Below are 26,967 nucleotides of genomic sequence, written 5' to 3' on the forward strand. Positions count from 1 at the left end.
GGGTTATATTTTAATGGTGGCTTTCGAATATTTTATCTAAGAACTTTTTTGCTGCGGAAAATTGTTTAGGATTTATTTCATTATCCACTAACTTCCCATCAGGCCAACTTGTATATCTGGATACTGCCGGACTACCACTCGAAAGCTGCTCAATTATTCGAATGGTATCACTCTCTGAAAAACTGGATTCATTTATCGCAGTAATTGGTTTTTCTTTCCCTGATCTAAACATAGCTTTTGTTCCAGGATAATTACTATGGCCTATCACAATTTGATAGCCATCCTTGTCTCGCGCCAACGCTATATCTTTCTGATACACTGAGCATCTTACTTCGTCTGTCATGACATCTGAGGAGCACTTAGAAAACCAAGTGGCTGAATCATTAAATTCTGATCCAATCATTCCAGAGCCATCGGTATAGTATACACTCACCAAGATTTTATCAATTTCAGCATTTTCAGATATTGATACCTCTGGTATGTTCAGATTCTGAGAGTTTTGGGACAAAGAGCAAATTTTCTTTCCGCCATCAAAAACCGGACTTATTTTAAAAACACTCTTCTTAATAGTTAGTTCATTTCTTTTGAAATCATTCGTATAAGTCTGATCCTCATAAGAGGAACACTTAAGCATCGCAACTTCCTGAATTGATTTAACCCATGAAATATTTCTTGGATCCTTCTTTTCTTTTGCATGGAGTGTCGATGCAAAAACGAGTAATGCCAATAACAAAAGTAACTTTTTCATATCCCTATCCCCAAAGTAAAGTTCGGACAAATCCTATCATCAAACCAGCGCAATCACATGCAACTCGTTAATGCTTTGCCCGTGCCTCTCGCCGTGCCTTCTTAGCCAGATAGTCATCTGCTACTTTGTCGTATTCCTCGCGGGTGAAGCCCTTCTGATCGGGGTACTTCATGGCGATCATCATCTGAAACTCAGTCATCGTGAGTTGTTCGGCTTCATGTCGGCTGATTTCGAAGTGGCTGCGCGCCGCGTTGATGTACTCAAGCGCACTGAACTCAGTCGAACCGGTTGATGATTCATGCCGCTGGAGACGTCGCACTTTTGCTTTACCAATCAGGCCATGGACAATTAGCGATCGCGCGACCGTTATCATGTCTGCCACCGGAAGTTTTCCCGCTCGGTACACGAAAGCCCACTTGCCACTTTTACTGGGGATGAGTTCGCCGATCAATGGAGTGGCGTCCCGGTCGCAGCATGCCTGGATAACAGAGTACGCAGCCATAATGGTTCGCTTGGCAGTCATTGCGCTGCATAGTTGCCGCAACAGCCACTGCTGATCGTCAACCTTTCCAGTCATCGCCGTGTAAAGGATGCGCATTGACGGCGAAACGTTACGCAAGCGCTGAATCTCGGCAACTATCTTTCGAGCCACGCTGTCATCGAACAAATCATGAAAGGTGGTCACGATTTCTTCTGGCGTACCCAACTGTGTCATTGCAATAAACGATGGTCGGAAAAAGAAATCCTGATCGCCATCGCTTATCAGGCACTCGCCAATTTCTTTGAGGGGGTTCATCAGTGTCTCCATAACCATTATCAGGGGCAGCACGCCACCCCTTGTAATGATTACGCAGCGGTAACGGTAATTGTAGAGGTAGAGGTAAAGCTGCCATCGGCCGTAGTGGCGGTGATGGTTGCTGAACCTTCTGCCACTCCGGTCACCAGGCCGGAAGCGTTCACCGTGGCGATCGCTGTGTTAGAAGATGACCAGGTTACTGACGTGTTGGTCGCATCAGAAGGCGCTACGGTCGCCGTTAACTGAGTTGTGGCACCTTCAGCCACTGACGCAGTGGACGGGGCTACACTGACGCCAGTAACCGCAACATCTTCCTCAGTGTCGTTCACCTGAATGGTGGACGCATCACCTACTTTAAACTCAGTGGAGAAGGTGACGATGTCATTGGTACCGCCGTCAGAACTGAGCGCAGTGACGACCATATAACCAACAAAGGTTACAGGGCCAAACTCCATACGCACCCAGATACCAGGCTGACGGCGTGCTTTAAGCTCGGCAGCGAAGTATTTGATAAAGCGGCCAATGCCATACTGATCGAGCTTATCTTTTTTACGCACTTCACCTTCAAAGCTGATGGTAAAATCCGAATTGGTGATGATGCTCTCAACATAACCACCACCATCATCCGCATCGCTTGTCACACTGTTTGGACTGAAGTCGAATCCCTTCGACGTACCGGCTGCAAGAGCCAGAAACTCTGACTCAGCAGGAACTGTATCGCTGCATCCGTCGGCAACTTCAAGCACAACCGCGCCACCGAACAAACGTTCGTTGCTGTTCTGGCAATTTGCCATGGGTAATTCCTCTTTGACGTTTAACTAATCGCCGTAGGTGGCGACGAACTGGAGCCGATAGACCAGGCGGCCTTCGGTTGTAAGAACGGGGGCAGGGATGCCGCCGAGGTTTTGCAGATAACCAACGCAGTTGTCGGTCATGGGGTTTTGCTGGACATAATCAATAATGGCCTGCACAGCAGCATCAACTGCTACATCGCCACCCCTGGCACCGACCACATCAACCATCACGTAATATTCGCTGCCAAGGCCATTACGTATGGGTGATCCTCCGTTTGGCCTGAACACCATAAATGCTTCGTTCTGTTTGCCGCTGTCGTTCCACACCAGCAACTGAGGCGTGAATCCAGTCAGTAATCCGGCATCCTCAAAATAATTGCGCACCCGCGTGTGCATTGGAGGGTTCAAAGTGATAACTCCTTCCTGATAACCCGATCGACATCATCCCTCGCCTGCTCGCCCCCTTTGGTAAGGAAGTGAGGTTCTGCATGCGGATCCCAATAATTACCGGTACCGGTGCCTCCACCGAATTCCTTACCGTCTCGGGTCTTGCCGAAATGCGCGCGCGGCTGCCCTTTGAGTTTCCCGGACGCGTTGTGCACATAAAGCGCATAGTTGGCGGAATAACCAACCCGTCCTGTGATCCGCGTTCCGTTCACGATAATCTCGCGGAACTGAGAGTTGAGCAGTGTAGAGGTATCAACCGGGGTGATGATGGCTGCCTGTGCGGCAATAACGAGGTTCGCCGACTGTAGAGCGCGGGGAATTTTCCGCGTCTGTATATTGTCGATAAGGCGGTTCAGGGCATTAACACTGTTTGCCACACCTCTGACCTTTATGCCCATATTCACGCTCCTGTAATGATCGCAAAATCATCGGCCAGACGGTCGAACGTATCCGCATAGCGAATTGCCTGCATTATCTCATCGGCACCGGCGGCAATCGGATCCACCTCTGTCGATACGCCGATCAGGATGTAATCGCCGGTATCGGCCAGCGCGTATTCAGTCCAGATGGTGTTTTTCACCACCTTTTCGCTGCCAATATCACCGACTCGCTTAGACAGACCGCCCTGATAATCACAGGCGATCACCACAGGCGCTTCGAATACCGGATCACGATATTCACTGGCGGCCCCGGATCGTTTCCAGATGGTCGCCTGGGCGGTGTATGACCATGCGCTTAAACTTGACATGTCATGACCTCCAGCTGATTACAGTGGGCTTATCGGCTGCGATACGGCGGCAATTTATTACCCATTCGCCGCTGCTGTTCACATAGCCGGTTGTTTCCCGGCCAGTGGACGTTTTGAGCCATACGCGTTCGAATGGTTTGGGCGGTGATGATGGGGATTGCCAGTTCATCAGCAGCCCCCAACAACATCAAAAAAACCAACCGACGCACCGGCGATAGGCAGACCACCAAGACACCCATTCGTGTCCCATGCCAGCAATTGCTTATACAGGTAATCCGTACCAGCACTGTCATAAGTGAACGAACGTGACGCACCAGATGGGGCTGACTGTGAAGCAATCTTTCTGGCTCCGGACAGGGCGGCCAGTCGCGCGGCTGCATAGATAAGCATGAGCTTCTGCAGGCTTTCGGAGTAGCCCGCCCCGTCCATACATGAAGACGTGGCGTTTACCTGGTCGATGAGCAACTGCAGGACAACATCAGGCACCGTGAAGCCCAACTCAGCCATCAGCGGTTTGACGTCAGACAGCGTGATTTGGGCTGCCATGGTTACTTATCCTTAGTGGTGGTCGCCGCTAACGCTGCCACGGCGTCGTCGGCGCGCTTGGTTTCTGCCGCAAGAGCTTCCGCGTGTGCGGTGTCTTTTGCAGTGGCGTCTTCCTGCAATTGTTTAACCTGAGCAAGAGCGGCATCAAGTTGGGTTTGCAAAGCTGACGCATCGGCGCTCACCGGCACGGAAGGTGTAGCCACTTCGAAAGTTAGCTTCTCGCCGCCTTTCTCTTTGGATGCTTCCGCTTTCTTCTGGCCGATCCACTTTTCAGCGATGGCGCTGTCCACGTCATAAACCTTACCAACCTCCAGTTTCTGGAAGTTGGCACCGGCGAAAACGTTATTCGACAGGATTTTCACAAGTGCCATGATTGCTCCTTAGCTTGAGGCGTAGACGACAGAGAAATGGCCGTTAATATCCTGCTTAACCATCAGGCCAGCAGCGCCCCAGGTGCGCCATACGTAATCGCTGTTGTAGAACTGGCGCGGATCAGCAACCGTACCGAATGCCTGACCAACGATTGGGGCAATGACACCTGCGGCCAGCGGCACAATCAGAATTTGGTTGCCGGTCAGTTGGGAATCTTCTTTGATGCCAGCGATACCTGCCAGCTTCAGGATTTCATCCATCACTGTGCGGGTCTGATTCACATCGAAGTAAATCTTTTCCCAGTTGGAAATGATGTCGGCTGACACATACCAGGTCTGTTGACCGTACTGGTAGTTTTGCAACTTCAGAACATCGCGAAGCGCAATCGCCGCCGCACGCATGGCTGCCGGGTCGGTGCTGGTAGCAAAGTTTACAGCGAGGGTCACATGCGCAACGCGCTCATCACCGCGTAAGCCTTTCCAGGTGTAATCATCAAACTTGATGAAATTACCTTCGCTGTCACGGAAGCCGTTCCAGATGTAATCAACGTACTGGCGGCGAACATCATCAACAGAGCCGGACTGAGCATCTGCCAGAGATGACAGTGCAGACCCCTTGTTGAATACCGGGTCACGCCAGTTGAACTTGAAGCCGGAGTCGTGGATAGGAACCATCGTTCCGTCGAAGGTATAAGACTTCGCATCCAGAGCCGCACCAATCTGACCTGACATTGAAGTGTGCGCCCAGCCGCGACCGCCAGTGCGAGCGTACTCGTACACGGACTCTTCCAGGCGAACAGAGCGGGATAGCGCCATCAGGTCATTCAGCAATGTGAATTCGGTGTTGGGCTGGAATTCTGCCAGAACAGTCTGGTCATACGCCTTATACAGACGGCGAATATCATCAATGGCGTTCACGGCATCAATCACCGGCGCATTATCTGCATCTCCACGCCACCGCGTGCGAGAGATGAAGTCAGCCACGGCTTGCGCGCTGGCGTTTCGGGCAAAACCCAGCTCACGGAACTGAGCCTGGTTGGCTTGCAGGTTGCCGCTGGCGGTCGCCTGCTTGGTGGAAAATGCAAACATTCAGTATCTCCTTACTTAATAACAACGCGCAGGAGGTCGCCTGCTGTCGCAATGGTGTATGCGCTGTCTTCTTCCACAAAAGCGCGAATAGACTCACCTTCCGCAGCAGCCTTTACGCGCCCATTGGCGATGGAAAGCGGCTGGCCTTTTGTATACGTGCCAGTAGCCGCCGGGATGTTGAAGAAAACGCCGGGTGTCGGATGCATAGCCACAACCCAATCACCGGCAGCAATGGTGTCATCGACAGTTTTGCAGCGCAGGTAGTCGTAGTTAGCGACATACAGGATCGCATCTTCATTACCATCAACTGACGCGGTGAACAGGCCAGCATCAAAAAATCCGACTGTACCCGGCTGAGTTGCAGCCGCAGCCGCACCTTCTCGATGAAGTTGCGGGTTGGCAAAAATGCCGCCCGCGTGAATTACGTGCTTACCGTCTTTAGCCATTTTTTACTCCGGCATTTCGTCGCTGAATGATTCGTTATTGTTCACCTGATGGCGCATGCCGCCGTTCAGACCATGTGATTTCTGGCAGTTGGCATAAAGACGGTCGAGCGCCTTACCATCCAGATCCGCGACCTCTTCATCGCTCATGTTTAACGCCAGCTTCACAGCGGCTCGCTTCTCTGACTTCTCTTTGTCAGAGTTGGCATTAAGCTGGGTTTTCAGTCCGGCAATATCTTCGGAAAGCAACTTCGCCCAACCTGGCATTTCTTCTGAGTTGGCAGCCTTCTCTTTAGCCGACTTCTCTTCAGCTTCTTTCTTCTCGCGAGCTGCCTTCTCTTCAGGTGTTTCAACAGGCGTTTTCGCCTTGTCAGCCTGCATCTGGTTGTACGCATCCATCAGCTCGGCGTCGGTCTTGCCTTCAGTCGGCTTACCAGCTGCTTTCAGCGCATTAACAATGATGTCTTTCATCGGATCGTTTTCTCCGTTGGTTTTAATTTCGTACTCAGTGGGTTTGCGCACGACTTCTACAGGATCGCCAACCAGCGTCGCTACGCCGTCAGCCATGAGGTACTTCTGGTCGAACAGCTTCGGCGTAGCGCCTTCAGCGTTTTGCTCGTAAATGAAATGATCCGGCCAGACGCTGACGATGTAGCGCCACGTCTTATCGTCGGATTTGATAGCCATGCGCAGCGCCTGGTAGATGTCGTCGAAGGACATAGCCGCTGCGTTGCTGAAGAAGAATTTCACCTTGTTCCAGATGCCATCCCGGGTGTTGTTGGCCGCCTCGGTAATGCTGGCGCTCTCGACTTCACCCTGCTCACCGTCAGCGTTTACGAACATGCCCACGCCCTCTTCCGGCGTGCCAGCGCCCGGCTCATCGAGCAGGATGGCAATGTGGTCGAAACGCATATTGCGGGCGATCCACGAATGCTTCTTGCCCTTCGATTCGCCCGCTCTGGTTTCCTTGTTGGTGAGCAGGCCGGTGGAAACGTGGATCGGGTCGGTGTTGGTGTTCGCCACCATGCCATCGAGGCGTTCAATCAGGCGCTTGCCGTCCGGCTTGGATTCGGCGACCGCCTTATTGACGTAAACGTCCATCACGACCTTGTCACCGGCCTTGCTGACGTTCTGCGCCCACGCACCAGCGTGATATTTATTCACGGCGCGCGGATCATTGGCGCTGACATAGTTGCCGTCAACCTTCGGATGCGACAGCGGCATCAGCTTGCCTTCCATCGACTGGTAGCTGTTGTTAATCTCCTCCGCCGGATACAGGCCGCCATTCATCACGATGTCGTCGACGATCGGCACCACGCCACGAATGACGTAATGCTCGGCACCATCGATGGTGGTCGTTGAGATGTTGGAGGCGTTGATGGCGAGGGATTTAACGTGAATGCTGGATAGCTTCAACGTTGCGTCCTCTTTTTACAGGCAATAAAAAAGCCGCTAACTGCGGCGTGTTTTTCCGGTTCCGGGCTTCCAGGCGTCCCGCTCGGCAGCGAGCTTTTCCACCATACCCCGGTTCACTATCTCGCCGTCGTCATCGAGCAGCGCCGGGATCTGGCTGCAATAGCAGTTATAGCGGTTGCCGTTCTCGGCATAGAACTGTTCAACCTCTTCCGGGGTGTACAGCTTGCCGTGCCGCGAGGCGTGCCACGGGCGCGTGGTGGGCTTCAGCGCTGACATCCAGAGCATGACGGTATTAAGCCCCAGCCGGTCCCGCGTCCACTTTGTTTCGTTGCGCTGCGCTTTGCGTAAAGCGCCAACCTGCTCAGTCTGGGCAATGGTCAGCGCCTTAGACATCGATACATCAAGGCGTTTGCTGACCACCTGCGCGGTTTCGATCGGGTTCACACCGCGCGCCACCGCATCAATCACGATACCCGCCAGATCGCCGCGCGCCGCATCGCTAATGCTTTTCCAGTCGCTGTAAGTAGACAGCGCGGCCGCTGCTACCTGGTTCTGGTATGCCGGGCTGCTCAGCAGCTGCGCCAGCGTCGTCTGCTGGGCGTAGTAATCAGACTGCCGGGACAGATTATTGAACGCCTCAAACGTGCCGCGCTGTAGCTCCTGCTCAACGTAACCGGAAGCCCAGAAATCATTCTGCCCGCCAGCCATCAGGTGATTATCCAGAATTGCCTGCATCAGATTCAGCATCTCGTTGAGCTGCTGGCTCGTCATGTCGTAGATGTAGGCTGAAGCGTTGACCTGATACAGCGTAGGCATATCACCGTTCTGATGACACAGGAAATGCCACTGGTGAGAATTACCCTCTGGCTGCCGCCCTGTCAGGCGCTGATCAAACAGCGATTTAAGCGCCAGCTTTATCTGGTAATACCGTTCATCAATGTCCCGGGCCATCTTGCTGACTGACTTACCCGACATTGTGGGATCAACTCGTGACCGTGGAATCACCGGACTCTTTGGCTTCCGGTTTATCATCGTTTCCACCGAGAGGATCGGCGCGCTTGGCTGGAGGTTCGTCGTCATCGGTGTTTTCCAGTTCTGGATCCGGCTCCAGTTCTCCCTGAGCACGAACCTCATTAGGACTGATAGCAGAGCGACCAAATGCATTGGTCGTTTTCACAGCCACGTCAGCCATTGCATTCATGTTGGCTATCTTCTCTTTCTCGCTTGGCGCGAGTAAGTCAGACCATGCCAGTGTAATTTCCCCGGACTTTGGTGGGTCAATTATTCCCGTGATCCAGAACCGCTCAATGAGCGTGGTAATCACTGCTGTCATAAAACCCCAACGCCGCCCATTGCAGCGCTTCGCCCAGTCCGTTTTATCTTCATCAGATGCAAGTCTGCCCGTTTGCTGACCGAACTGAATGGTGAATGGACACTGAATTGATGCAGCAAACTCATTCGCTGTAACTGTCCATGTAGGTTCAGGATCGGCAGCAGCCACAGATAACACTGACGTTGTACCGGACTGCGTAACAAGCGCCGAATCAGTACCACGATTGAGTTTTAGCATTTTCTCATTCATGGCCTCGCCAATGTCAGCGTAACCGGCTTTTACCGCCTGAGAAGCGATGGCTTGCATATCCGTATTCGCATCAAATGCAATACCGAGTTGGCGACTGGCATTCTTCAGGAAGCCTTCGGAGCTACCGCCGGAAATCTTCTCAAGGTCGAGCAACTTGTTGTACCCGGCACGCAGGAAAGGCACCCCAGACAGCATATTTTCATCTTCAGAGCCTTCACTCAGGATGATTATTCGTTCGGGATGCACCGTGACACCGCGCACTACACCATACGTTCCGTCGTCGCCAACGGGTTGCTCGTTGAAGTTGTAGCTGATCGGTTGCCCATAAGTTTCCGACATTGTGTCTGTGTCGAAATTGCCAGGCTTTACCTGTGATTCCCATGCCGGGATCAACTTCACAATCGCTTTGTCTTTGAGTTTTCTTACAGCATTACGGTCAACCGGCTGGCTCCACTCTTGCCCGTCACGGAACTGAATGAGAATTGCCGAATAGCGGCCAATCAGGTTGCGGCGATCGGCATCTTTGATTTTCGGCCAGTGCTTCTTCAGTAACTTGGTTACCTGCGCCTCCCATGGCGTAGTTTTCGTCGATTCCTTCGCCTCATCACCATCGATAATGGTCGGATTATCAATCCAGCAACTATCAAGCAGTTTGTGTACTGCTGCGTGAGCCACAGCATTACGCTCATAAGCCCGATAGTACTGGTCAAAGCCAATCTGATCGGGGTAGCCGAACTCATCCCAAAGCTTGGTTCGCTTCGTGTTGCCATTCACCCCGGCATAGAGGGAGCGCAGACGCCCCACGGTAGCGGCCAGCGCGTTTACGAGGAAGTTTTCCCCCGGTTTTAATTCACTCACTGGTGCTCCTTAGAAGAATATTGCGCCGACAGAAATGCCGCTTAACTCGGTAAGCGCATAAACCATCGCATCGAGGCGGTCTGGCGACTTTTTGGCCGTGGCCGGGACGTATTCCATTAACTGATTTTCCAGTACATAGAGATTCCCGTGGTTAGCCACCCGCCCCTGCTCATACAGAGCAGAAATCGGTTCAGCTCTGGCAAACTTCCCCTTACATGCATGAACCCGAATAATGCGCCCCTTAAAACCCGCGTTGCGCAGCGTTTCCTCGGCCATATCGCCACCCTGGTTGGTTTCAATGACAATCGCGTCAGCCTCATGCTGTTCATAAGCAAACATTGCCTTCTTGGCCCAGCCCGCGGGTGAATACTTGCCGCTGTAATCGCCATCGACCGAATACTGTTTTTTGTCACCGACACCATAGGCGCTGGCAACAACGATCCCTGACTCATCACTCTCTTCGCTATTCGTTGCCTGTGGGTCAATGGCCACGACCGTCCGCACCTTCTCTTCGCGGATCTGTAAATCGTGTGCTCCAGATATCAGAGCCTCATTCCACAGTGCGCCCTCGGCGTTGAAACGCTTCGGATTCTGCATGTACTGCGCCTCGGCGGTTCGCCGGTGGGAGAAGAGTGAAACGCGGTGCGATTCGTTATGCTTGAATGGCCACAGCCAGCCATCAGGCAGGCCATGGTCAATCGGTATGGCGTGGGTGTTGTCCGGGTATAACTCGGCATAGCTGCGGCTGTTATCGATGATCACCGGCAAATTCAGGTGATGCCACATTTCGCCGCTGCCACCACGCAACAGATATCCACTGAGGTCGTGATAGTGGATGCGCTGCATAATCACGATCATTGGTGTCGTTTCGACGGCCAGTCGTGATTTGATGGTTTCGTTGAATCGGTCATTAACGCCGCCGCGCACGGTATCGCTGTATGCATCATCCGGCTTAACCGGGTCATCGATGATCAGCGCGCCCTGCCAGCCAGGTTCCATATGCCCGGCGCGAAAGCCGGTGACCTGTCCGGCTGCCGACGACGCATAAACGCCGCCGCCATACTCGTTCCACCACATGGCCTTACTGTCTGCGTCGTCGCGCAGATCCATCGGCCACATGCCCTGAAAGGCGCTCGATTTGATCATCCCGCGCGCGGTCGATGAGTTGAGCAGCGCCAGATTATGCGAGTACGACAGATGCATGAAGCGGGCACGCCGGTTAATCGCCAGCCCGCGCCCCATCATGTTGATGGTCGCCAGCTCTGTTTTGGTGTAACCGGGCGGAACGTTGATAACGAGGCGCTTAATCTCGCCATCGATGACGCGATCGAGCGTTTGCTGAATCACCTGGTGATGCGGCGCGACAATCATCTTGCCGCCGGTGCGCTGCTTGAAGAAGTAGCGGGCAAAATACATGCCATCCTCTTCACACTCTATCCGGCGCGCGAATACCTTTTGCTCAGCAGTCGTCATCCTCCATCATCTCCTGCCGGGCGGATTTGTAATCCTCTTTGCTCATGGTGATTGTCTGGATGGCGCCGCCATCTTTGCCGGTGTGCTCCACTTTCTGCCGGTTGCTGAATGCGTCGCCGCACTCTTTGGCCGCCTGCTCAATCAGCTGAGCGGTCAGCGCAAAGTTCTTCATGCCTTCAGTGCGCGTCGCCATACGGTCGAGTGCGCGCAGCCGGTACGCCTTATTGGCGATCGGGATGTCGGCTAACTCAGTCTGGAATCGTTCGCGGGTGGCGTTGAACATGTCCACCCACTTTTGCGCCAGTCTCTTTCCGCTGGCCTTCGTCGGGTCGTGTTGTTCAACCTGTTGGCGGTTAATCTTTATACCGAATTCTTTCAGGACAGCCTCGGTAACCTGTGATGGTGTATCAAAGCATGCAACAGACTGAACTATAAAGGCTTTAACCTCTGGTTTTAATGCCGCCATAGTTTACCATCCGTCCTGGTCTGTCCTGGTTTATGCCAGCCTCAGCATGCATGTGCCGCACGCCCTGGCTATGTCGAGTTTTGCCACCTCAGCCGGTTGGCTGGCGGCGTCGATAAGTTCCTGCACTTCAACGCTGGCGCCATAGCGGCGTACCACGCCAACGAACTCTTCAACATCGTGCCCTCGCAGGCACAGCTTCGGCTTCCCGGTATCGCGATAGAATGCTGGTGCGCCAAAATCATCTGTTTTGTGCGCTATGTGGTAAAGCTCATGCTCCACCAAGGCGCAGAATTCCACATCACTGCATTCAGCGCAGTAATCCGCAGCCAATGTGATGATGTAATCAGGCAACTCGCCAAACCATTCATACATCTGTTGCTGCATTCTGGCCTTTTGCCAGCCGCCAGCTCGTATTGCTACCTCTTCCGCCTGACCAAGAACAAACCGGCCCTGCTTTTCGAATGCAGATGACGCCCACATGAAGCGGAGGTTAGCATCGAGAAGGTGGGAGTGATCCGGGTTATAGAGATGCCCACCCTCGGTGAGGATGTTCTTGGTAACCCATTCCTGGAGCTCATTGGCAGGCATCAGACTTATATAGGGATGAAATTCAGACAAAACCCCATTAAGAGGGTATGGACGCGCCATCGGATCAATTGAGAATATTTCTTTCAGGTCAGTGAGTACCATGAGTTACCTTAAGGATTTTTCTATGACTAATGAATTAGCACAATTTGAAGATATCAAAGCCGAATTAAAGGATTTACGTTTGGAAGTTGCTGCTCAACAAACAGTAATTCATGTCCTGTTATCTTTCCTCGAAGGTATTCATGGCCAGGAGAAGAGAAGGCTAATTTCTGAAGCGATTAAGAATGAGAACACTGGACCTCTGATTGAGCTCCTTGATGAAGAAGCCAAACAACGGTTGCTTGCCATTCAGAAGAAGTTGCAGCACTTTATCTAATCGCGTTCCTTCTCCAAGTGGTTGCATTACTCCTGGCAGCAGGATGGATGGGAACAACCTCATCACTTAAAATTGTAATACACTGAAAAAAAATGGAAATTTAAAAACTGTACCAAAATGAGAAATTACAACTTTATAAACCGCACCATTTGTACAGACATTATACAAATCTGAAAACAGATAGCGCCGAACTACCTGATAAATTTAATTAACGATTAATCATTGGGCCTTTCATCTGTTAAATGGTAGAGGCATTACGTGAAGAATTTATTAGCAGCGTTTAATTATTTCGTAATGCTGCTGGACTCATCCGGGAAGAGAACTAGTATCTGTCATGCACTGGTGACGAGCGGACCCTCCGTCACCTCAGTATATAGCGGCAATATAGCCGACCTTGTCTTCACGCATTCCTCCGCCGTTGTCCGATACGGCGGCTCTTTTTTGTATCGAGCTAATTAAATTTAATCCGGGCTCATACCGTGAGTGTTCGGATTATTAACCCTTAAGACACTTCCGAAAACATCCGCTTATGGTGGTTCATTACACTTTAGTGAGTAACCCTTTTCATATGTCCGACATTCCAGGTAGTTCTGCATTGCTATAGTTAAAAAGCATCATAAAAGGAGTGCATATGAAAAAAATCATTCTGTTAGTGCTTGCGCTTGCAAGTGTATCTTCTTTATCTGGCTGCGTATGGCCGTGGGGACCACATGATGGCGGTGGCGGCGGTGGCGGGCCAGCTCAGGGTCCTGGTGGAGGTGGCGGAGGCGGTGGAAGCCGCCCGGGACCATAATGTCTTAACTGATGGGCGGCTTCGCACGTCAGGCCGCCCGAAAATTACTGCACCAGTTCGACATTTCCAGCTTGCGTTCTTTAGACTCTGAATGAGTTGCGCAGTATAACTTTAACCACAAAAAGTCCTCCATGAGAGGGGATGTTTTATCAAAAGTTCCGTCTCTACTATCATGCTATGCATGTTAGGTCATCGACGCATTAATTCCGATGCTGAATCAATTTACTCTTCACTCATACGACCACACGACTCGCTCTAGATGAAATTTTACAAAATCAATTTCATTGCATATGTTTACTGGGTGTTAATAAGTTCCTTGAACCAATGGTGCCTTGCATCGCCTCTGGAGCTGTTATGGATTTCCATCTTCAGATGGTAATTTTTTGCATAAAAATTAAGCAAGACACTAAACTTATATTTCCTGCTAATCAGCATGCTTAATTTCAGCTGCACAAACCTGAGGCGTGAAATGGAACAGATTACATCAACAGAGTCCCAGTTAGCCGAATCCTTCAAGGATCTTGGTGCTCAATATGCCAGCGAGAGGGAAGTTTTATCTAAAATTTACAATGATTTATCTCATAAAAACAATACCATAAGTAATAAAGACATCATCCTTGCCTTACTTCAATTACTGGAAGAAGAAAAAGATGTGATAAAACTCGACATTTACAGACAAGCTTTAGAAATTGTTGTTCAGCAAACACCTGATGATGCTTCTTACTGAATCCCATGTGCTACAATTTAAAAGTCAAACAATAAAAAACGGACTTTTTATCCCTTCCCTCAATCCGTTGCCCCCTTATTCAGGGGGCTTTTTTTGACAGAAGCACTTAAAAAAGCACATTAAATACTGCTGTAACTGCTTAAAAGAAAACCGCCCCATGAGGGGGTTGGTAGATTTTAAGGTCTGGGAGTTTCCTCATTCGGAAACTCGGTATCTGCATCGTCATCATCTTCGTCCGGAAATTGACCATCCGGAACGGTGCCCTCATCAGGAAGCGGCTTAACATCATCTGGACGTTCTGACATACTCACCTCCACTAATACCCGTATGGGAACTTTTATTTTAGGTCCGTAATGAACGAAACATGCTAATTCTCTATCATGGCTGTGAGTTAAGCGTAAAAAATAAATAAAAATGCATTAGCACCTTTCTTTTATTCACGCTTCGACTATCGACAAAAAACTGCTAAGCAACATAAAAAACCACCCGCAGGTGGCTGTCTGTTTTTTAATTACAAACTGTTATCTGCGAGCCATATCAATAGCAGCTCTGAACAAACATTCGAGCAGAACTTCATCCGTCAGGCCGGTCAATGTCATGTCAACTTCGTGTATACCATCAGCCCAGCGCCAGGTAATTGTTATCCTGGCTTCAGTTAGCCTAACCTCTGACTCAGCTCTGGGGTTAGCCATTGCCGCTGCAAGCGCCAGGTCGTACTGTCGGGTACTATTTTCTTCTGCCATTTATAGATTTCCGGAACTGATTCAGGAGACCGGAATGTAACTTTTAGTGATGCGTCTCAGAAGTGCAGGACGGGGAATTTACGAAAATATTACATTAAAAATCAGGGTTTCAGATTGTTCATCTTTCTGATACAGGGACTTTTAATTGAGCGATTAAAACAGCACTAAAACTTTAAACCCTACAAAAACAAAGCCCTTTCGAAAAGCTTACAAATCCAGCATAGCTACGGCCAATAAATGAGATTAATCTGAATTTAACCATACTTTACTCACTCATCCATCATGCCAGTCATTCGCTTGATTTGTAAAAATTGCGGGTCTACGAAGTTTATTGCCTTAGCTGGCACGCCAGAGTCACAATCAGTGACTCATATGCAATGTCGGGATTGTTCTTCACCTGTGAATGTTGACGATGTGATCAGGTATCGGGATGATTACATCGCTCCGGGTATTCATTCCGCTGATGAGCAATCATTATTGCGAGACAGCGTTTATATAGTTCCTGGTGCCTGATCATAAGGCGCATTCATAAATGCGCCTTATGATGAAAACTTATTAAACTCACCAACCGAATCAGCAACCGGCACCAAGGCCGATTTTCTCAGCCATTATCTCAAAAGCCATATCCAATGCTTTATGACTGAAACTACTTTGCGCGGTCAACAGTTGGAGTTGCTGAATCAGTTGCTCAGGTGAATCAACTTCCGCAAGTGGAACGTGTCTGACTGAGTCAAAAATATCGATAACGGCCAGATTACCTGTGTCATCAATGTAAGCTGATTCATTACTTTTCATTTCAATTACCTCATAGCTGTAACCAAATGAGTGTAATTCACAACTCACATGCTGCTTTGATAAAAGTTGCTACCGAAATATATAACCGATTCATATAATTAACTATGCTGTCGTTTTTAATTCATTAACTGAGCCAGCTACGGATGTGGCTGTTGCTGTCGGAGCATCATTGCTTCCCGCCTGCGCGGCCTTTAAACGCGTCTGCACTTCAGCCTCAATCGCATCGGCTTTCGCCTGCGATTTGGCTTTGAAGTAATCGCGAATTTTTACCCAGCCACCTGCAATGAGATACAGCGCGGAAACGATGGTTGAGAACCACAACATGATTGTTTCATAAAAGGTCATTTGGCTTGTTCCTGTCTGGATTGTTCAATGGCACGGATGTCTGCTTTATCACGGTTGCACTTCTCAACCACGGCCAGCAATTGCTCATTCAGCGTAAGACTGTCGCTCCACGTCATCTGGTAAGGGAACTCGGGGATGACACAGTCAACCAGCAGGCTTGCCGGTATTTGCACGGGTGGCACCTGCACGTATTCGGTTCGCGTGGTCCCGCAACTGCTCAACAGCAGCGGCAGGTACACGGCGTTTAGCGCACTCATCAACAGCAACGGCCTGTTGAATAACAACGATTCGCTCCGCTGATTGCTGGTCAGTTTTCTGCTTTGCATCTGCATTCGCCTGGACAATGCTGTTGATGATAGAAACAGCCTTCAGAACGTTGGCTGTCACAGTGCTGGCCTGGTTCGCTGTTTTCTCAGCAGCATCGGCGCGGGCGCTGTTGCTTCTGTACTGGTAGCCCAGATAAGCCCCACCACCAACCAGACCGAGAAGAATAAGCAACAACAACACGCCGACGGCCGCTTTTATCTCTGCTGTCATGGCTTTTTACCCTGATCCACAAGACGACCAACGATGCCGCACACAGCAACCACGGCGGTGATGGCCCCCATATAATCAGGTGGAATGTGGCGCTTGAGGTCATCAGGAAGCCATACCCAGGCGGCGGGGATAGAACCGGCGAGCGCGAGGCAGTGAACAGACAACCAGCGCCATGAACGCTTCCAGTCAGCGACTAACCTCATATCACACCACCAGAACCGATTTAGCTTTGAGAAAGCGGACGCGGCGATCATCAATGCCATTCTGGCCGCCATTGATAATCTGCGTAACGCGCACGAGGTCGCCGCTGTATTTCAGGCAACCTTTGCTGGCAAAGAACCACGCAGCACTTCGGGCGGCGTATTCATCCTGCGCCAGCAATTCGGGCTGCGATACCAGATCCACTTTCAGCCCGTCACCGCAACTGCGGTAATTCGACAGGCCGGTGATCTGGATGATCCCGCGACCACGATAAAACCAGCCATCGCCCGGCCCCTTATTGCCCATGCGTTTGCCGTAAACGAGATTGGCGATTGCACGCTGGAGTTCCGGCGGCAGAGATGATTCCCCCGGCCGACGACCGAGAGCGCTGGCCTGGTCCTGTGTCAGCCGTCCGGCACGTACAAAGCCAGCAAGACCGGCAATGCTGTAATTGAAGCTCTCCACCAGACTGTTAAAACCAGCGCTTTCATGGCCTGCCTGCGCGATAAACATTGCCTGGTCAACCGCTGATGAAATGCCAAATTCGCTCATCGCTGCGGTGAGATGTGGAAACCAGCGCGCGGCTAATCCGGCGCTTAAGCCAGCCGCCTGCTGAAATTGTGTCTGGTTCATTAATTACGCCTTAGGGGTGCCGCCGAAACGGATTGTGAGGATGTTGATCAACAGCTTTCGAAACTGCTCGACGCCGATAAACCCGATGCCGCCGCCAATACCCACCGACAGTGCTTTGGGGATCGACAGGTACTCAAGACCGGATGCGGCTGTCAGCGTCAATGCACCACACAGCAAGCCCTCCAGAAGCATCTTTTTCCATCCACCACCGCTGTATGCGATACGTAGCCCGGCCATTACGATGGCAAGAAGAACGGCACCAATTGGCGTATCTCCGCGCCACCAGCTCTGTAGCAGCTCGTAAATATCGGGCCAGGAATGGGGATCGTTATGCATTTTCATGTTCTCTCACCCTCTTAAGGGCTTGTCCGAATTCGGAATTGTCTACATCCTGAACAGCCCAAGCCCGGTTAAACTTTTCTTCGTGGTGAAAAATCTCTGGACTTAGCTGATTCTGAATGCAGCAAACCCGCGAAATTCGCGGGTTTTTTATTGGATGTTCTGGAATGAAGAAAGGCCCGCCGAAGCGAGCCTTTGGAATTGCTGAAGATTGTGGTCATTTAACGGTGCCGGACGTTACCCCGGTGAGTAAAGTGCAGTCCCTTTACCCGCATTGCTCAGACAGCTCATCCGGAGCGTTGACTACTGCCCTGCCACTAAGCAAGATTCACCGGGTGCCGATTATACTGTAGCAAATGTTTAATGAAAGCCCATGATGCAAGGACGGCGCTGCAATGCCGGGTGCCTCCCGGTGAACTCTTAATGGCGTTTGAGTTCGCGTGCGCTTGGGACCACTGTTGTGTTATGCCATACGCCCCGCCGCTTAGGGGGATTCAGAGCAGCCAAGAAAGTATAGATATTTGCGATGCCGGGTGCCTCCCGGTGATTCAGAAAGATCAGCAACCTGAATCGCCCTGTGCGATACAATTTCTTTCGAAACTTCTGACCTGGCCCCGCCGCATAGTGTGATTCACCGCCCTTGTAGTTTAGCATCAGGAAGAAATTTTGCTGCGGTGCCGGGTGCCTCCCGGTAAGCCTTCAAGTCAAAAGGCTCGCGAATTATGACATGGACAACCACTACTTTTTTATTCAGACTTTTCGCCCCTCCGCTTAGGGGGATTCACCGCCACATAATCGTAGCACAGAAATATTTTTATCTGCGGTGCCGGGTGCCTCCCGGTGGGTAAAGCACAGCAACTTTACCCGCTTTCGACCGAGACTATGCTTCACTGTAAGCCCCTCCGCACAGGGGGATTCACCGCATTAAGCGCAAATTATCAAAACCAGACAGATAATAAAACCCGGTTATATTTCAAGTAAGTTTCTTATGGGGGGCGGGACCCTAGCAACCACAGCATGTAAAGGACATGTTAAAGGTAACGCACGAAAACATTAGCAGAGTAATTAACCTAATGTCATTATGCACACGGAATAACCCTGTGATGTTTTTCGTTTCTGCCCGCACATTTCCTTTCTTTGAGATGTGCGGGATTTTTTTCCATTTGAATTTTGTTGCGGCGCCGGGTGCCTCCCGGTGAGTCAGAAAAGTCAGATTCTGACTCGCTACTGGTAATGTTCCGACAACTATGACTTAGCCCATCCGCACAGGTGGATTCACCGCATTGCATTTATCTTAACATCAGCAATATTTCTTTTATTGCCTGAATTCAGCATGTAATGGCTCTCATCTCTGGCGGTAAATAGTAAGAATAAATCAAAATTCTGCGGTGCCGGGTGCCTCCCGGTGAGTAAAGCCAGTCAACTTTACCCGCGCTATCTACCCTTCTGGAGTCCTGACTGCGTGCCCCTCCGCACAGGGGGATTCACCGCATTAAATTCAAATTATCAAAATGCGATACTGAAGAAAACCCTGCCGCACATCGGTGTTAATTGCCTGGCTCGTCAGCCGAAGGGATTATGTGGTGCCGATTGCAGGTACAGAACCCACGACATCCTGATTTCAGGTCTGGCACGCTGCCAACTGAGCTAAACCAGCAAAAACAAAAAGCCCCATCGGTTAAGACGGGGCTTCCGGCCTGACATGCGAGATGAATGATTGGACCGTTGAACAGATCACGTCAGGCGATAGTTTATTTACAAAATCTCTTTTTGGATGTCAAGCCTGCCAGATCGCAGAGTCAAAAATGGACCGCCATCGGGGCCTCGAACCCCGGCCCTTACTTCCTGTCACAAAGCAATGCTCTGCCTCGTTGAGCTAATGGCGGTTTTCAGTGGAAATAATAACGCCCGTTAAAATACCGCTCAACCATGAGTTTTATACAGGAAATATGTGGCAAGTAATAAAAAACCCCGCACAGTTGCAGGGCTTTGGATCTAGTTCATTTAGGGATTGGCTCTGATGAACAGCACACAGAAATCCCATCATTGACGTGATATTGGGCCAATTTCGTCACAACGTCAATACAACGAACCGGACCTAATTGATTTTTTCTAAATTTTCCCGGTTTCTCGTTACCTTCAGTAGCATGTCATCAGCGTGCGCCTCTTCTTTGTGGCACTGGATGATCAGTAGCTCATAGAACGGTTTAAAGCTCCGCCGCCAGGTAGGTTCACTGATGGCCATCACCGCATAACCAGCAGCGCGCCGCACCGTTTCCCCCGGCAGCCGGGCATAACCACGGCCAGAGCATTTCGGGCAGCTCTTCATAACCGGTACGCCCTGTAAATCACTTTGCTCTTTGTCCAATACCTTCCCCTTTCCGTGGCAGCGACAAGCATTGCTGATTTTGCCTTTGCCGTCGCATGATTTACACAGAACGCGCACAACCTCGCGTTTTGCCTTCACTTCTTCCCAGTACGACGGGAATACACCTTTTGTGCAGTGCGCCCACTTCGGCGGCTTGCCGTCGGGATAATACGTTTTGTTGGTGAACACTTCTGCATCAGTAAACCCGCTACCACCACAGCATGGGCACTGCCGGGTGCTGGCCGCGCTGCGTGAATAATCCTGATAAGCGAATGTTGCGAGCAATTGCACCAGGTCGCGTTTAATATCGTTTTCGAGTTCGGCAATCGCCCGGTAAAGCACCGCCTGACTCAGACCGAAATCAGTAAGCATCTCCACGGCACGGTCGCTGGTAGTGATGCCGTGTTTCGACAGAAACAGCTCAAAGCCGAAGCGTGCCTGCGCTTCGGTGAGACCAAAGGATGCCATCACATCCGTTATGGTCAGGCTGTCACTGGCCGTTGCCCGGGGAGAATCGCTGAACATAGGTGATTTAGGCGCGAAAAATTTGATAGAGTTTTCCAGATTCAATTTGATTCTCCTGATATTTATTGGCGTGTTACATCAGTCAATACTGCCGATCCGTATCTGCCCCTTCTCCCCCCAAACTTTGGTGATCCGCGCATCCCATACCGCGCTGTCGTCGTCGAATACCGCATCCATAAGCGCCTTATGCAGGTTATCAACATCCGGCTTTTGCTGATGAGGACGCCCGATGAGTTCAGCCCGTTTCTTTTTGCTCCAGCTGTCAGGCATCGGCAGCACAAACGTAATGTGGCATCCGGCCTCAGGCAGAGTTACGCCCCTCAGGCGAATCTCATCGCAAAATGCCCGGTATCGCAGCACCGCCGGACGCTTTGCCCATTTGTCCCGCTGTGTCTGCCTGGGCTTGCCCAGTGGCGTGATGTCGTAAATCTGGATCAAAAGTCTCTCCCGGAATGTTTACCGCCATAGGCCGGTTTCTCGCGGGCGAGTTGCGCCGCGACTGCCTGGTCGGTGTCAAAGAAATGGCCGTTACGAAATTCCTGATAAATCACGCCACCCTGTGGGCCGTGGCGGTTTTTACCGATGATGATTTCGGCGAGATGTGCCGCCGGGCTGTCGGGGTTGTAAGCACCGTCGCGATAGATAAACCAGATGCCGTCTGCATCCTGTTCAATGCTGCCGCTGTCGCGCAGGTCGGCATTAACCGGCCGCTTATTGGGGCGCTTTTCCACGTCACGTGACAGCTGGCTCAGACAGACCACTGGTGTGTGCAGGTTCATCGCCATCATTTTCAGCCCGCGCGTAATCTCCCCGATCGCTAGGTCATTACGTTCGGCAGAGGGTTTTCTGATGAGGCCGAGGTAATCAGCCATGATAAGAGACAACCCCGGATAGCGGCTTTTGTGGCGTGTGGCCACTGCACGGATCTGGTCGATACTGAGGTTGGTTGCATCCACAACACTGATATCGAGGTTGGCCAGCTGGCCTATGCCGTTGGAAAGGCGTCCCCAGTCCTCATCACTGAGATGGCTGGCTTTTCGCAGCGAAGAAACAGAAAGATTGGAGGCGTAAGCCAGCTGGCGCTCGACAATCTGTTCACCCTGCATCTCCATGCTGAAGATCAGCACGCCGCGCTTCACCTTCTCAGTTCCAAGCGTGACGGTGCGCTGGGCAACTCCTTCCGCAATCTTAAGTGCCAGCTCGGTTTTACCCATACCAGGACGAGCGGCGATGATAATCAGGTCGGTGTCGTTCAGGCCGCCGGTAACGTTATCCAGCTCCCAGATCCCGGTTTTAACGGTTTGGGTCTCATCCCCATCACTGATGCGCTTGTCTATGGTATCCATCAGACCATCCAGCAGACTGTCAATCCGAACGGGCTGCACTTCATCATCCGGGCGATTGATGTTCATCAGCTCACGCGTGAATGCCTGGATCTGCTCTACTGCCAGATCATGGTTTATTGCCCCGGTGATTTTGTCGTAATGCGTTTCCATCAGGCGAGCAAACCCGCTGATCATGGCCTTCTCATTCAGGCGCTTTGCATATCCTTTCATGTTGCTGACGCTGGGCACCGTCTTGGCAGTTTCCATCACATCCGCAAAGATGCCCGGCTCATTGCCCATCGCCTCCGCCACCAGCAGCGCGTCGATCATTTTCTTGTGTGTCGCCTGGCGCTTAATTTCGCTGTACAGGCGGCTGTAAAACGGATGCGTAAACGCCGATGAATCGACTGAGTTCAGAACGTCAACCGCATCAGGCGTCAGACCAGAGTGCAGCAGGCAGCCGATCACACTGGCCTCAAGGTGCAGATCAGACATGGTTGCCCCTCCGCACTAACGTGAGAGTTTCAGATTTCATGAGCCAGTCGAAATTGGCATGCCAGCCCCTTTCGTTTTTCCCGAAATAATAATCACTGGCCCGGTCAAAAAAGTATCTGAAATATTTACGGAAACTCTCATTGGCTGACTGTGTTTTTGGTAATTCACAAGCCAAACGCCGAATCGCAACAAGACGGCCATCGTCGATGTCAGCCCAGGCGAGCCGTCCCTGGGCCAGCTCGTTGTAATCCTCGATCACCATTACGCAGTCAACATCAACCTGATTGGCTTCCCACGCAGTGGCGTCGGCCAGGTATCCGTCAAAGCGGTTCACCCGGCAGATATTGGCTGGCTTGGCCACGGTGCCGTTACGACGCTTCCACGTCATGGCTACCCAACGGATCACCAGCTTCAGGTCATCAACGGTGTAAGCATCACGGGAAGAGCGTTCTGTGAGTAAAATGGCAAAGGCTTCAGCAGAGCGGCACGCAGTGCCTGTGACCTCGTTGTAATACTCCAGGACCTGTTTTGCCTGTGAGAGAACTTCCTCCGAAAATTCCCCCTTCTGGGGGTTAGGGGGATCTGTATTTATTGTCTTTTGAATAGTGTCTTTTGTGTGTCTCCGTTTTGGTGACAACCCTGTCACTGATTCGGTGACACTATTTGTCACTGTTTCGGTGACAGTGACACCGTTTTGGTGACACTCTGGAATTTGCCAGTCAGAAAGGCACTTGTTTGGGCCAATTTGCATCCCTTCACGAACCAGAACGCGCATGGCGATCAGCTCATTCTTAGCCTTGTTTACCTTTTGGCGTGGCAGTTTAGTCAGCTCAGAAATCTGGCTGTCAGAGATGCGATCCAGCTTTTTGTTGAAGCCATAAGTTTTACGGCACACAGCGTGCGCTACCTTCGCCTGGTTACGCGTGAGGTTAGCGCCAATCAGCTCTTCGTACAGCTCGTTAGCCAGCCGAGTGAAACCATCATCGGTATCGGCCATGCGTGACTCCACACGCTCTGTGCGAGCGGGAAAATTGATAACCTCAGCAGTGTTACTCATCCCCGGACCTCTCACGCTTCAGCTGTTTAGCCTGTTCGAGAGCATCACGAAGATGACGCCCGACGCCGGGCGCTATCTGGCGCGCAAACTCATCGCGCGCCATGTCTTTATATACAGTGTTTTCTGGTTGCGCTTTACGGCGTTTATGTCGCATAATTGATTTCGCTTAAGGTAATATCTGTAGAAGTCCCCGGCTGAGCAGTTCCCGCTGTTCAGCCATCCCCTTCAAACTCCCTGAAATACTTCTCGAAATACCACTTCGGTACGAAACACAGATCCGGATAATTGGGCCGCATGAAGATGACGCGCCGGTCCTGCCGGTCATAACTGACAATGCGCACAATAACGCCCCGCCGGTCGCGGTATCGTTTATCGGTTTCAACATACCTTTCATCCACCAGCACCCTCCGCAGGTTCGCGCAGGTGTTCCAGCATCGAAAGCAGCTTCCGGGCCTCTTCACCTGTCAGAATCACGTTTTGCTCACCACCCGGCGCAGCCACGCTACCCTGAGGCAAGCCCAGTTCGTGGATCATCCGGCACGCCAGTTCGAAAATGCTGATTTTCTGACGGCTTAACCTCGATGGATGTATCCCCATTTCCAGCGCGAGACTTTTATTCCCCCGCGATATCGCCTCTCGGTGAAAGAAGCTCTCCAGCGCTTCAGGCTTACAGTTAACGCGAACGGAATTGCTCGCTATTGCAGTTGATTCCATTGATTATTTTCCTTCTATACGGATTGTTAGGTGGTACTCAAGTGAGTAAGTCACAAATCTGGTCAGGCAACTGAAACTTGTTCAGCTGGGAGGCCGTCTGTTTTATTTGGGTAGTCTTCGCTATTCAGCTCATGGGGCGTTACCTGCCAATTGGTTGCCTCTGACCAGCAGATAGCTTTCCGCCCCTTTGGTTTGTATCGGCCAGCAATAACTTGGCTAACAAAACCCTGGCTAACACCGACAACCACCGCGTAGTCCGCTTGACTAATGCCGTTTTGCTTCAGGTAGTCATTCAGATTCATGTTGTTTCTCCATTTTTTAACACACTGATATTAGTGCTACTGATTTACAAAATCAATAGCAGCACTATTTTTATAATATTAGTAATACAAATAAAATTGAGGCTATGGCAAAGAAAAACGTTATTACTGAAGAAGACATCCAGACTGCGAACCGCTTGAGGCAGATTTGGGATGCCAAAAAAGAGCAGTTGGGATTGAACCAAGAGAAGGCTGCAGATTTCTTTGGGTTCAGCACTCAGGCTGCGATAAGCCAATTCCTGAACGCTAAGGCACCTATCAACACGGAAAACATACTGAAGTTTTCAGCATTACTAGAGGTTGCTCCTGAAGAGCTCAAGCCAAGTATTGGCCCATTACTCGCTCATATTAGAGGGACAGCAGCTCCTCAAGATAACCAGCGAAACGAGGCCAAATACGAATATCCTCTCTACACTAGCGTACAAGCAGGATCATTTACCGAAACAGGTACATACACTCAGCAGGATGCCAAAGATTGGGTAGCAACTACGAAAAAAGCCAGCGAAAAAGCCTTTTGGCTCGAAGTGTCTGGTCATTCAATGACGGCACCTCCCGGAGGCAGACCCAGCTTCCCTGAAGGCATACTGATTCTTGTTGACCCTGAACAGGAAGTGAAGCCGGGTGATTTTTGCGTTGCGGGTATCTACAACAACTCGGAAGTGACATTTAAGCGCTTTGTATGGGAAGACGGGACGCCGTGGCTGGAACCACTTAACACGAATCCGCGCTATCAGAGCATTCCCTGTAATGAGAATTGCCGGATCATTGGGAAAGTGGTTAAAGCTCAGTGGTCTGAAGATACTTTTGAGTAAATGAATAAGGAGTTGAATTATGGATGATGTAGATCTGGCGCAGGAACGGGAAGAAGCGCACCTGGCTGCTTCACTCTTTGCGCGTAAACCGCGACTCATTAGCCGTAATGGCATGTGCATCTGGTGCCTGGACGAGGCTGTAGTGGCTGATACCGCGTTCTGCTCTGCCGAGTGCGGTGAGGATTACCATAAACACCAACGTGAGATGAAACAACGCATTCTTGTTGAGTAATAGCCGCTAGAAGCACTGAACAGGAGCGAAAATGCCAGATGAGCATATACTACGCTCAATAGTAATTATCGTCATTGCTATAGCGGCCCTAATCTGGCTGATGAAGCCATAGTTAACAGGACAAAACAGGATTAGCATGAAAATCGGATACTTGTTCCCAGTAGCTATCATCGTCGCTGGCTTAGCACTGCTGGTATGGTTCATCGCAAGCGGGGCTTATGCGCCGGGTGGGTGATGTAAAGCAAGAGAGTACCTGAGAGAGGAATGAAAGGATGGTCATTCTTAATAAGTCGCTTAAAAGGTTGGCTGCGATAGCTGTAACTTTGGCGATGTCCTTACTCCTTACGGGATTTGTGATACACATCTGGTAGGCCGGAAGAGACGTTTAGTTAGTCTCTCAAGCGCCATATGAGAAATAGAATTACAGATAGATTGGTGCAAGAGACAACAAGTGCAATCCAAGTTAGAGGGCTAACACTTTCCACAGGGACACCTCATGACGTTAGACAGGATGCTTTCAATATTTGCAACAATAGTATCAGTTGTTGCAGTGCCTGCAAGTGGTTACTTGAGCTATAGATACGCTATAAAAGGCGAGAAAAGAAAAGAATTCAATGCAGTAACGACAATTTGCGATTCAAACTTAGAGAGCAATTGCGCCTTCTGGATGAAAATCTCTATCCAGCAGGCGGAAAATTAGAGATAACTGAAGCTGAAATAGAATCCCTAATTGATGTCAGTAAAATTCGCTTGGCAAATAGGATTACTGTAGCGTGGAACGGTTACAAGGCTTCGCTTAAGAACTCAGGTAGCTTTACCGAGTATGGTGATTATCAAATGCACGAATCATCATCAGTTAAGCGATCAATATCTGAATTGATGACCTACCTGAAGCGATAGTAGCATAGCCCGGCCACCGCGCCGGGTTTTTTATGCCACGGGCAACCGACCCGTCCTGACCAGTTCAGCCGCATCCCTGTAAATTCCTTTACCAATTACATTGGTCTCGTTACGCCTCATCTCTTCCAGCTTCTCAGATAATGTATATTCCGCTATGCGTTCACCGCTGAATTTCAACTCTAACACTGCGCTGCCAATAGCATTGGCGATCATTACCGCCCTTTCTTCGTCCATTTCCATGCCTAAACCTCGCACAATTTTTGCCCAATTCACCTTATCACAGTGCATTAGCCGCTAATTGATGGGAATCAAAAAAATAAAATCCCTTACTTATCAGTAATAAGTGCTACTCATAGGAATGATTA

The 26,967-nt window shown here is 50.6% G+C and carries 39 protein-coding genes and 1 tRNA gene; 6 read left to right on the forward strand and 34 right to left on the reverse strand.

Features of this window, described 5'->3' with window-relative positions; all coding sequences use genetic code 11:
* Positions 1-10 precede the first annotated feature (10 nt).
* From PAT9B_RS10695 to PAT9B_RS10770, 16 genes are all read right to left on the reverse strand, one after another.
* Positions 11-748 carry a hypothetical protein gene (locus PAT9B_RS10695; RefSeq protein WP_150105786.1) on the reverse strand — a complete coding sequence of 246 codons (738 nt, stop codon included), beginning with the start codon at positions 746-748 and terminating at the stop codon, positions 11-13.
* 67 nt (positions 749-815) lie between these two features.
* Positions 816-1,544: a DUF6246 family protein gene (locus tag PAT9B_RS10700; RefSeq protein WP_013509284.1), complete on the reverse strand. Its 729-nt coding sequence runs from the start codon at positions 1,542-1,544 to the stop codon at positions 816-818.
* 50 nt (positions 1,545-1,594) lie between these two features.
* On the reverse strand, positions 1,595-2,338 hold the full coding sequence (locus PAT9B_RS10705) for an Ig-like domain-containing protein (protein ID WP_013509285.1): 744 nt from the start codon (positions 2,336-2,338) through the stop codon (positions 1,595-1,597).
* A 24-nt stretch (positions 2,339-2,362) separates the two neighbouring features.
* Positions 2,363-2,746 carry a hypothetical protein gene (locus tag PAT9B_RS10710; protein ID WP_013509286.1) on the reverse strand — a complete coding sequence of 128 codons (384 nt, stop codon included), beginning with the start codon at positions 2,744-2,746 and terminating at the stop codon, positions 2,363-2,365.
* Entirely contained in the window at positions 2,743-3,183 is a 441-nt protein-coding gene (locus PAT9B_RS10715; RefSeq protein ID WP_013509287.1) for an HK97 gp10 family phage protein, read from the reverse strand. The genes PAT9B_RS10710 and PAT9B_RS10715 overlap by 4 nt, the downstream gene beginning before the upstream one ends.
* A 2-nt stretch (positions 3,184-3,185) precedes the next feature.
* A complete protein-coding gene (locus PAT9B_RS10720; RefSeq protein ID WP_013509288.1) occupies positions 3,186-3,533 on the reverse strand; it encodes a hypothetical protein in 348 nt (115 codons plus the stop codon).
* Positions 3,534-3,701: 168 nt separating this feature from the next.
* A complete protein-coding gene (locus PAT9B_RS10725; RefSeq protein WP_013509289.1) occupies positions 3,702-4,079 on the reverse strand; it encodes a hypothetical protein in 378 nt (125 codons plus the stop codon).
* 2 nt (positions 4,080-4,081) lie between these two features.
* Entirely contained in the window at positions 4,082-4,450 is a 369-nt protein-coding gene (locus PAT9B_RS10730) for a hypothetical protein (RefSeq protein WP_013509290.1), read from the reverse strand.
* 9 nt (positions 4,451-4,459) lie between these two features.
* Entirely contained in the window at positions 4,460-5,539 is a 1,080-nt protein-coding gene (locus PAT9B_RS10735; RefSeq protein ID WP_013509291.1) for a major capsid protein, read from the reverse strand.
* 11 nt (positions 5,540-5,550) lie between these two features.
* The gene (locus PAT9B_RS10740; RefSeq protein WP_013509292.1) at positions 5,551-5,985 is read right to left on the reverse strand and encodes a hypothetical protein; all 435 of its coding nucleotides are present in this window, start codon (positions 5,983-5,985) and stop codon (positions 5,551-5,553) included.
* Between the two features lie 3 nt (positions 5,986-5,988).
* Positions 5,989-7,398, reverse strand: a complete 1,410-nt coding sequence (locus PAT9B_RS10745; RefSeq protein ID WP_013509293.1) for a DUF2213 domain-containing protein — start codon at positions 7,396-7,398, stop codon at positions 5,989-5,991.
* A gap of 36 nt (positions 7,399-7,434) precedes the next feature.
* On the reverse strand, positions 7,435-8,373 hold the full coding sequence (locus tag PAT9B_RS10750; protein WP_013509294.1) for a phage minor head protein: 939 nt from the start codon (positions 8,371-8,373) through the stop codon (positions 7,435-7,437).
* A 7-nt stretch (positions 8,374-8,380) separates the two neighbouring features.
* Entirely contained in the window at positions 8,381-9,838 is a 1,458-nt protein-coding gene (locus tag PAT9B_RS10755; RefSeq protein ID WP_013509295.1) for a DUF1073 domain-containing protein, read from the reverse strand.
* A gap of 9 nt (positions 9,839-9,847) precedes the next feature.
* Complete coding sequence (locus tag PAT9B_RS10760) at positions 9,848-11,311, reverse strand: hypothetical protein (RefSeq protein WP_013509296.1); 1,464 nt, start codon at positions 11,309-11,311, stop codon at positions 9,848-9,850.
* Positions 11,298-11,777 carry a DUF2280 domain-containing protein gene (locus PAT9B_RS10765; protein WP_013509297.1) on the reverse strand — a complete coding sequence of 160 codons (480 nt, stop codon included), beginning with the start codon at positions 11,775-11,777 and terminating at the stop codon, positions 11,298-11,300. Before PAT9B_RS10765 ends, PAT9B_RS10760 begins: the two co-directional genes overlap by 14 nt.
* 30 nt (positions 11,778-11,807) lie before the next feature.
* Positions 11,808-12,425, reverse strand: coding sequence for a putative metallopeptidase (locus PAT9B_RS10770; protein ID WP_041525954.1), 618 nt, complete (start codon positions 12,423-12,425; stop codon positions 11,808-11,810).
* 64 nt (positions 12,426-12,489) lie between these two features.
* Between PAT9B_RS10770 and PAT9B_RS10775 the strand changes: the two genes are divergently transcribed.
* Positions 12,490-12,741: a hypothetical protein gene (locus PAT9B_RS10775; protein WP_013509299.1), complete on the forward strand. Its 252-nt coding sequence runs from the start codon at positions 12,490-12,492 to the stop codon at positions 12,739-12,741.
* 1,262 nt (positions 12,742-14,003) lie between these two features.
* Positions 14,004-14,261: a biofilm development regulator YmgB/AriR family protein gene (locus PAT9B_RS10785; protein ID WP_013509300.1), complete on the forward strand. Its 258-nt coding sequence runs from the start codon at positions 14,004-14,006 to the stop codon at positions 14,259-14,261.
* Positions 14,262-14,437: 176 nt separating this feature from the next.
* On the opposite strand, the gene PAT9B_RS31345 is transcribed toward PAT9B_RS10785, so the two are convergent.
* The 17 genes from PAT9B_RS31345 to PAT9B_RS10860 all read right to left on the reverse strand — a co-directional run bounded on the left by PAT9B_RS31345 (position 14,438) and on the right by PAT9B_RS10860 (position 24,640).
* Positions 14,438-14,566 (reverse strand): hypothetical protein, encoded by a 129-nt coding sequence (locus PAT9B_RS31345; RefSeq protein WP_013509301.1) that lies wholly within the window; start codon positions 14,564-14,566, stop codon positions 14,438-14,440.
* A gap of 216 nt (positions 14,567-14,782) precedes the next feature.
* A complete protein-coding gene (locus PAT9B_RS10790; RefSeq protein WP_013509302.1) occupies positions 14,783-15,004 on the reverse strand; it encodes a hypothetical protein in 222 nt (73 codons plus the stop codon).
* Positions 15,005-15,577: 573 nt separating this feature from the next.
* Positions 15,578-15,799, reverse strand: a complete 222-nt coding sequence (locus tag PAT9B_RS10795) for a hypothetical protein (RefSeq protein ID WP_013509303.1) — start codon at positions 15,797-15,799, stop codon at positions 15,578-15,580.
* A gap of 102 nt (positions 15,800-15,901) precedes the next feature.
* On the reverse strand, positions 15,902-16,144 hold the full coding sequence (locus tag PAT9B_RS10800) for a DUF1378 family protein (protein WP_013509304.1): 243 nt from the start codon (positions 16,142-16,144) through the stop codon (positions 15,902-15,904).
* On the reverse strand, positions 16,141-16,317 hold the full coding sequence (locus PAT9B_RS31105; RefSeq protein ID WP_223300445.1) for a hypothetical protein: 177 nt from the start codon (positions 16,315-16,317) through the stop codon (positions 16,141-16,143). The genes PAT9B_RS10800 and PAT9B_RS31105 overlap by 4 nt, the downstream gene beginning before the upstream one ends.
* Positions 16,289-16,681 (reverse strand): hypothetical protein, encoded by a 393-nt coding sequence (locus PAT9B_RS31110; protein ID WP_049792186.1) that lies wholly within the window; start codon positions 16,679-16,681, stop codon positions 16,289-16,291. The genes PAT9B_RS31105 and PAT9B_RS31110 overlap by 29 nt, the downstream gene beginning before the upstream one ends.
* Positions 16,678-16,884 carry a hypothetical protein gene (locus tag PAT9B_RS10810; protein WP_041525799.1) on the reverse strand — a complete coding sequence of 69 codons (207 nt, stop codon included), beginning with the start codon at positions 16,882-16,884 and terminating at the stop codon, positions 16,678-16,680. The genes PAT9B_RS31110 and PAT9B_RS10810 overlap by 4 nt, the downstream gene beginning before the upstream one ends.
* Position 16,885: 1 nt before the next feature.
* Entirely contained in the window at positions 16,886-17,515 is a 630-nt protein-coding gene (locus tag PAT9B_RS10815) for a glycoside hydrolase family 19 protein (RefSeq protein ID WP_013509306.1), read from the reverse strand.
* Positions 17,516-17,518: 3 nt separating this feature from the next.
* The gene (locus PAT9B_RS10820; RefSeq protein WP_013509307.1) at positions 17,519-17,857 is read right to left on the reverse strand and encodes a phage holin, lambda family; all 339 of its coding nucleotides are present in this window, start codon (positions 17,855-17,857) and stop codon (positions 17,519-17,521) included.
* Between the two features lie 1,803 nt (positions 17,858-19,660).
* Positions 19,661-19,740 (reverse strand) — tRNA-His (locus PAT9B_RS10825).
* Positions 19,741-19,952: 212 nt separating this feature from the next.
* Complete coding sequence (locus PAT9B_RS10830; RefSeq protein ID WP_013509309.1) at positions 19,953-20,792, reverse strand: antitermination protein; 840 nt, start codon at positions 20,790-20,792, stop codon at positions 19,953-19,955.
* Between the two features lie 33 nt (positions 20,793-20,825).
* The gene (locus PAT9B_RS10835; protein ID WP_041525956.1) at positions 20,826-21,182 is read right to left on the reverse strand and encodes a RusA family crossover junction endodeoxyribonuclease; all 357 of its coding nucleotides are present in this window, start codon (positions 21,180-21,182) and stop codon (positions 20,826-20,828) included.
* Positions 21,182-22,567, reverse strand: a complete 1,386-nt coding sequence (locus tag PAT9B_RS10840) for a replicative DNA helicase (RefSeq protein WP_013509311.1) — start codon at positions 22,565-22,567, stop codon at positions 21,182-21,184. Before PAT9B_RS10840 ends, PAT9B_RS10835 begins: the two co-directional genes overlap by 1 nt.
* Positions 22,560-23,564 (reverse strand): replication protein, encoded by a 1,005-nt coding sequence (locus tag PAT9B_RS10845; RefSeq protein ID WP_255360044.1) that lies wholly within the window; start codon positions 23,562-23,564, stop codon positions 22,560-22,562. Before PAT9B_RS10845 ends, PAT9B_RS10840 begins: the two co-directional genes overlap by 8 nt.
* Positions 23,565-23,836: 272 nt before the next feature.
* Positions 23,837-24,085 carry a DUF4222 domain-containing protein gene (locus PAT9B_RS10850; protein ID WP_369700776.1) on the reverse strand — a complete coding sequence of 83 codons (249 nt, stop codon included), beginning with the start codon at positions 24,083-24,085 and terminating at the stop codon, positions 23,837-23,839.
* Entirely contained in the window at positions 24,015-24,338 is a 324-nt protein-coding gene (locus tag PAT9B_RS10855) for a hypothetical protein (RefSeq protein WP_013509314.1), read from the reverse strand. The genes PAT9B_RS10850 and PAT9B_RS10855 overlap by 71 nt, the downstream gene beginning before the upstream one ends.
* Before the next feature lie 62 nt (positions 24,339-24,400).
* Entirely contained in the window at positions 24,401-24,640 is a 240-nt protein-coding gene (locus PAT9B_RS10860) for a helix-turn-helix transcriptional regulator (protein ID WP_013509315.1), read from the reverse strand.
* A gap of 104 nt (positions 24,641-24,744) precedes the next feature.
* Between PAT9B_RS10860 and PAT9B_RS10865 the strand changes: the two genes are divergently transcribed.
* The 4 genes from PAT9B_RS10865 (at position 24,745) to PAT9B_RS10875 (ending at position 26,402) form a co-directional block, all read left to right on the forward strand.
* Complete coding sequence (locus PAT9B_RS10865) at positions 24,745-25,470, forward strand: LexA family transcriptional regulator (protein ID WP_013509316.1); 726 nt, start codon at positions 24,745-24,747, stop codon at positions 25,468-25,470.
* Between the two features lie 19 nt (positions 25,471-25,489).
* Entirely contained in the window at positions 25,490-25,702 is a 213-nt protein-coding gene (locus PAT9B_RS10870) for a DUF2116 family Zn-ribbon domain-containing protein (protein WP_013509317.1), read from the forward strand.
* Positions 25,703-25,838: 136 nt separating this feature from the next.
* Positions 25,839-25,937, forward strand: coding sequence for a YoaK family small membrane protein (locus tag PAT9B_RS30595; RefSeq protein ID WP_150105787.1), 99 nt, complete (start codon positions 25,839-25,841; stop codon positions 25,935-25,937).
* 261 nt (positions 25,938-26,198) lie between these two features.
* Positions 26,199-26,402 carry a hypothetical protein gene (locus PAT9B_RS10875; RefSeq protein WP_041525801.1) on the forward strand — a complete coding sequence of 68 codons (204 nt, stop codon included), beginning with the start codon at positions 26,199-26,201 and terminating at the stop codon, positions 26,400-26,402.
* Positions 26,403-26,632: 230 nt separating this feature from the next.
* On the opposite strand, the gene PAT9B_RS10880 is transcribed toward PAT9B_RS10875, so the two are convergent.
* On the reverse strand, positions 26,633-26,842 hold the full coding sequence (locus PAT9B_RS10880) for a hypothetical protein (protein ID WP_013509318.1): 210 nt from the start codon (positions 26,840-26,842) through the stop codon (positions 26,633-26,635).
* Positions 26,843-26,967: the final 125 nt, after the last annotated feature.

The organism is Pantoea sp. At-9b (assembly GCF_000175935.2).
Lineage (GTDB): Bacteria > Pseudomonadota > Gammaproteobacteria > Enterobacterales > Enterobacteriaceae > Pantoea.